The 5,139-nt window shown below is 39.4% G+C and carries 5 protein-coding genes; 4 read left to right on the forward strand and 1 reads right to left on the reverse strand.

Features of this window, described 5'->3' with window-relative positions; all coding sequences use genetic code 11:
* Both Q0274_RS00005 and Q0274_RS00010 read left to right on the forward strand, forming a co-directional pair.
* A partial coding sequence (locus tag Q0274_RS00005; RefSeq protein WP_298026387.1) for a hypothetical protein occupies positions 1-1,546 on the forward strand: 1,546 nt, incomplete at its 5' end.
* A complete protein-coding gene (locus tag Q0274_RS00010) occupies positions 1,521-2,000 on the forward strand; it encodes a GNAT family N-acetyltransferase (protein ID WP_298026389.1) in 480 nt (159 codons plus the stop codon). The genes Q0274_RS00005 and Q0274_RS00010, both read left to right, overlap by 26 nt.
* A 290-nt stretch (positions 2,001-2,290) precedes the next feature.
* Here Q0274_RS00010 and Q0274_RS00015 read toward each other — a convergent pair whose 3' ends face one another.
* The gene (locus tag Q0274_RS00015; protein ID WP_298026392.1) at positions 2,291-3,250 is read right to left on the reverse strand and encodes an SLAC1 anion channel family protein; all 960 of its coding nucleotides are present in this window, start codon (positions 3,248-3,250) and stop codon (positions 2,291-2,293) included.
* A 235-nt stretch (positions 3,251-3,485) separates the two neighbouring features.
* Here Q0274_RS00015 and Q0274_RS00020 point away from each other — a divergent pair, with 235 nt between their 5' ends.
* Positions 3,486-3,659 (forward strand): DUF2892 domain-containing protein, encoded by a 174-nt coding sequence (locus tag Q0274_RS00020; protein WP_298026395.1) that lies wholly within the window; start codon positions 3,486-3,488, stop codon positions 3,657-3,659.
* 395 nt (positions 3,660-4,054) lie between these two features.
* The coding region (locus Q0274_RS00025; protein ID WP_298026398.1) for a saccharopine dehydrogenase family protein at positions 4,055-5,139 on the forward strand (1,085 nt) is incomplete at its 3' end.

Genomic DNA, 5,139 nt, shown 5'->3' on the forward strand with positions numbered 1-5,139 from the left:
TTTAGACTATTTTTTAAGAAATGAATTTTCCGATGAATCGCAAACGATATTAAAAAATATAAATATGGATGAAAAATTTATAATATATCAAATTTTAACAATACCATTTGAAGCTATTGCAGATATTGATCTATTGTTTGAAAATATTCAAGATTCCAAAGACAGATTTGACGCTATGCAAGATTTTGATATTAACAACGAGAAAATTAAAAATAAAATAGGACTATTTTTTGAAAATAATAATCCAAGCGATATTGCTATTTTTTTAAATTCCATAGGAAATGAATTAAATTTTAGATACATAAATGATGTTTTTAATACTTGGATAGATAAAGATATGGTAAAATTTATGGAATTATCCAAGCAAAATATAACAAATAAAGACTTAGATTGGAATATAAAATTTACGCTTTATCAAAAAGGAATTTTAGTCCTAAGGTCAGAAGATATAAATCCAAATGCAACACATCAGGACTTATTTCATCTAATAAGAATTTCATTTATAGATAAAAATAATATGGTTAAAAATTTACACATCATTCTAGATATTATTGAGATATCTGCCATGGATAATAAAGGAAGCCTGGTAGAAAATATATTAAGTAATATCCATTATTTAGGTGAATATTGTGATGAAATTTGCAATATTATTTACAGATGCCTAGAGTTGCTTTATAAAATTAAACAAGCTCCGAGCCTAACTCTATCTCTTTGGATATTGCCGTCATTAAAAGAAAACAATATCAATATGTTTTATAAAATTAAGAACATACTAGTACAATTCATAAAAAATCCATATATTATTATGGAAGATTATGAATTAAAGAAGCTATATAAAGTCATAGAATATGAGCTGAAAGGCATTCTTAAAATCTTACACCAAAAACTTACTTTTAAAAAATCAGATGGTTATTTTTTAAATTATTTTTCTAATTTAATAAGCAAAGATACAGCCAAGCCCAATGAAACAAAGCTGATTGGCGAATTTATCTCTAGCTATGATGATTTCCGCTTTTTGTGCAATAAAGCTTATGAGTACTGCAAAGAAACCATATCTTACACAGACATGACAGAACTAGTAAATAAATACCAAGAATATACTGGAAAATGGGAAAATAATAAAAAACCACTTAGAATAGACCCAGAATATTTCATTGATACAAGCAATGAAAGCTATGTTAAAAATTATTTTTCGCACCTTATAGATAAAAAGAATATAGAAAAATTGAAAATCCTATATAGGGCTATACCTGTTGAAAATAAATATACCGATATTATTGCAAAAATCCTAGATATTCTTGTAGATAATAAAATCGATATACAAGATATAAGCGAATATTTGCAAAGAGTTAATAAAATAAAAAGCTATTCTAGAGGCTTTTTAAGTAATAGTGAAGAAATATTACAAGAGAAAGAATTTTTTAAAGATCTAAGAGAAAGAGTGAAAGATTGTGCTTTAAAAAATGAGATAGACAGTATCTTGTCATCATTGGCCTATAAAATCAAAATGGAAATAGAGCATGACAAAGAATGTTTTTTTGATTGATGAGCAAGATGGTATTTTTTATAATAGTATAGCTGATTATATGGATCAAAGAGATTACCTTGGCGTAGGAAGTTCATTTTGTTCAGAACAAAATAGATATTTGACAGCGAAAAATTTAGAAAATCTTACAGTTGGTTTTTTAGCATATACGGTTTTTAAATATAAAGAGGGCGATGTTGTTTATATAAACTACATTTATGTAAGATCTGATTTTAGACTAAAAGGCGCCATGAGAAGTTTGTTAGAAAAGTTATATGAAATAAAATCTCAAAAATACAAGGATGAAATACATAATTTTTTGTATATTTTATTGCCAGCGAATGATAACTTGTCGGCTATATATAAAAGACTTCATTTTTTAGAACAAGATGAATTTTTAGAACAAATCATAATAGAGTTAAATCTGGATAAACTATATAAAGATAGCAAAAGTTTTATGTATAAACGAAACTAACTAATTGGATAAAAGTCAAATAAAAACTTTAATTACAGATATGAACGAAGCTACACGATGTCTTTTGTAGCGTATAAATTTAAACCCTAAAACACATGACGAGTTTAAATTTAAACAAACTTTCTGCAACGATAAAATTCCGCTCGGTTAAAATTTATCGCGATTTCAAATTTAAAGCTGCGTGTAAATTTTTATCCTTCGATACGCAAATTTTACCCTACCGCCCGCCTGCATTCGAGTCCGCCCTGTTTTACATTCGTCAAAATTTTAAGTAGAGTTCGAATAAAATTTCACTCCTCAGGCACGCAAATTTCGCCGCGCCGCATCGCTTTTACCGTGCAAAAGCCCACGATACCTATAAAAACGCATAAGATAGCAAAACCCGCCGCTCCCGCAAACAAGAAAAATTTTATCCCGTTAAACTCGAACGCTCGCAAAAACGCGATGCTAGCCGCCGCCGTCGGGAAGGTAAACGCCCACCACGAGAGGAAAAATTTAAGTCGCAAAAAGCTTTTAAACATAAAAAGGATGAGAAGCGCGAAAAATAGCGTGACGTAGAGCATGATCTTTGCCGTCGCGTCAAAGCCGCCGGTGAGCTTGACGTAGTCCAAAAACGCCATCGAGGGCAGCGCGATCACGATGAAAAGCGTCGGGATAAATTTCTGCGGCATCTGATCGTGAAAGATGATGCGGTAAAATAAAACCGCAAAAAGCACGGGCCAAAAAAATATCCCGATCGCAAAATAATACCACGCAAGCTCGCTCGCGGCGGGCGCGGCTAGCGGGACGAAGAGGTTGCCCACGATCGGGATAAACCACGCGGGGTTTGAGTGCGCGATCTGGACGTTATTTTTGATCCAAAATGAGACGACGTGCAGCGTGATAAAGGTCTGAAATGCCGTGCCCGCGCAAAAAAGCGCGTCGTAAACGGGCTCAAAGTCCCGCCAGAGCGAGGCGACTAAGAGCGTGCCGATCGAAAAGGCGGCGAAAAAATTTACCCGCACCGGATGGAAAAACTCCGCCTTGCAAGCTTGCGGGTATCTGATCAACTTTGCCGCGTAACAAGCGCAGATGAGCGCGTATGCTAGGCTCGCCGCGGCGCGTAAAATCTCAAAAACCGCGCCTGAGATGTCAAAGATTAAATTTAGCCGTTCGTATGCGAGAGCTAGCCCGCCAAGCCCCATAACTACGGTGTAAAACATGATCGGAAAGTGCTGCAGCCAGCTTGATTTTTCGTCCTGCGTTTTCATATTTTTCCTCGTTTTTACTAAATTTTAGCCGAATTTTAGCGCAATTTCGGTGAGTTAGTCACGAAATAAATCAATGCTTAAAATATTTTGTAACTAAATTTTATCACCGAGCTTGTACGTAAAAGAAAATATAATTAAATAAAACCGAATTTAATCAAGGCGCGTATGTCGTTACGTATCGTGCATTTTATGAAATTTTTGGTATAAATACGCGTAAAAAAGAAAGGAAAATGCAATGCTAAGTAAAAAAACTAGGATAATAAGAGCTCTGATCGGTCTGGCGATAATGATCGCGGGAGTCGCGTTTGGCAGCTGGTGGGGGCTAGTGGGACTCGTGCCGTTCATCGTGGGCGTCACGGGATTTTGCCCCGCTTGCTACTTTTTAAACCGCTGTTCGCTGAAGCGCTAAATTTAGCCGCGGTATGCGGTTTTGCCGTGCGCCGAGAAAATAAGCGCGATAAATTTTAGCGGCGAAGCGAACGAGCTTTAAATTTTAATTCTCCGCGCTTCGCCGGGGAGGGAGGGAATGTTAAATTTAAACTAGCCCTTTAAAGTCTAAAATTTTATCGCGCAATACAAAGCGGTAAATTTAATGTGGTAAATTTAATCTCGTGCCGCCGTCAATTGGCATGCCGCTAGCTATGTAAAATTTTAGCGCGTGCCGCTTTCGGCGCTCTTATTGGAGCTGGCTTGCGCTCCGCGCCCGCCAAAATCAAACTTCTATGATTAATTACACTTAGCCTCTTAAAATTCATCTTAAATTTGCTAAAATTGCAGCAAAATTTAAAATTTAAAGGAGCTTAAATGTCAAATATCTTAATCATAGGCGCGGGCGGCGTGAGCCAAGTCGCGACCGTAAAATGCGCGATGAACGCGGACGTTTTTAGCAAGATCACCCTTGCTAGCCGCACCAAAAGCAAGTGCGACGCGATCGCTAAGCTTATCAAAGACCGCTTGGGCGTCGCTATCGACACCGCCCAGATCGACGCGGACGACACCGATGCCGTAGTCGCGCTCATCAAAAAAACGGGCGCCGAGCTACTGCTAAACGTAGCGCTGCCGTATCAGGACCTAACCCTCATGGACGCGTGCTCTCGCGCCGGCATCCCATACATCGATACCGCAAACTACGAGCACCCAGACACCGCCAAATTTGAATACAAGCTGCAGTGGGCGAAGGACGGCGAGTTTAAAGCCGCAAACACGATGGCGCTGCTGGGAAGCGGCTTTGATCCGGGCGTGACGAACGTATTTTGCGCCTACGCACAGCAAAATCTCTTTGACGAGATCGGCGAGATCGACATCCTAGACTGCAATGCAGGCGATCACGGATATCCGTTTGCGACGAATTTTAACCCCGAAATCAACCTGCGCGAAGTGAGCGCAAAGGGTCGCTACTGGGAGCGCGGCGAGTGGAAAGAAACCGAGCCGATGGAAATAATGTTCAAATGGGACTACCCGAAAGTCGGCGTCAAGGATAGCTACCTGCTCTATCACGAGGAGCTCGAAAGCCTCGTTAAAAACATCAAGGGGCTAAAGCGAATCCGCTTTTTCATGACCTTTGGACAAAGCTACCTAACTCACATGAAATGCCTAGAAAACGTCGGCATGCTGCGCATCGACGAGGTCGAGCATAACGGCGTGAAAATCGTGCCGATCCAGTTTCTAAAGACCCTGCTGCCTGATCCTGCGAGTCTCGGCCCTCGCACGAAGGGTAAAACTAACATCGGCTGCGTGATCCGCGGGCTCAAGGACGGCAAAGAGCGCCAAGTCTACATCTATAACGTCTGCGATCACGAGGCTTGCTACGCCGAGACGGGCGCACAGGCTGTGAGCTACACGACGGGCGTGCCTGCGATGATCGGCTCGATGATGGTCGCAAAGGGTAT

This window comes from uncultured Campylobacter sp. (genome assembly GCF_937973075.1).
Lineage (GTDB): Bacteria > Campylobacterota > Campylobacteria > Campylobacterales > Campylobacteraceae > Campylobacter_B.

What these genes read in the sequence shown, in the direction of transcription:
- Q0274_RS00010 (WP_298026389.1), top strand. Translation starts at nt 1,521, where the DNA reads ATGACAAAGAATGTTTTTTTGATTGATGAGCAAGATGGTATTTTTTAT.
- Q0274_RS00015 (WP_298026392.1), bottom strand. Translation starts at nt 3,250, where the DNA reads ATGAAAACGCAGGACGAAAAATCAAGCTGGCTGCAGCACTTTCCGATC.
- Q0274_RS00020 (WP_298026395.1), top strand. Translation starts at nt 3,486, where the DNA reads ATGCTAAGTAAAAAAACTAGGATAATAAGAGCTCTGATCGGTCTGGCG.